This window comes from Citrobacter sp. VF227 (assembly GCF_052950715.1).
In genome coordinates, this window is the sequence record NZ_JBRFVF010000578.1 from 1 (window position 1) to 439 (window position 439).

The following is a 439-nucleotide window of genomic DNA, read 5'->3' on the forward strand; positions in this document are numbered from 1 at the left end:
CCCCACCGCTCTGGGACAATTCCAGTACATCCCTACTATCAGAGGGCGGATTCGCGTCCGCGATTGCGTTTTGGCGCAACGTGTCGTGTCTCTCCGAGCGATCGTTTGCTAAACGATCTCCGTGGCCTTATTGGTTCGGAGAAGGTTGAACTGGAGTTTGACTAATACAGGAATACTATGAGTCTGAATTTCCTTGATTTTGAACAGCCGATTGCAGAGCTAGAAGCAAAAATCGATTCTCTGACTGCGGTTAGCCGTCAGGATGAGAAACTAGATATTAACATCGATGAAGAAGTGCATCGTCTGCGTGAAAAAAGCGTAGAACTGACGCGTAAAATCTTCGCCGATCTTGGAGCATGGCAGGTAGCCCAACTGGCGCGCCATCCACAGCGTCCGTACACCCTGGATTATGTCCGCCTGGCATTTGATGAATTTGATG

The 439-nt window shown here is 49.4% G+C and carries 1 protein-coding gene and 1 pseudogene; both read left to right on the forward strand.

Annotated elements, in window-relative coordinates; genetic code table 11:
• The coding region (locus ACU8YC_RS27960; protein ID WP_446896388.1) for a hypothetical protein at nt 1–165 on the forward strand (165 nt) is incomplete at its 5' end.
• Nucleotides 166–177: 12 nt separating this feature from the next.
• Nucleotides 178–439: pseudogene (locus tag ACU8YC_RS27965) on the forward strand (acetyl-CoA carboxylase carboxyl transferase subunit alpha); the annotation flags it as partial.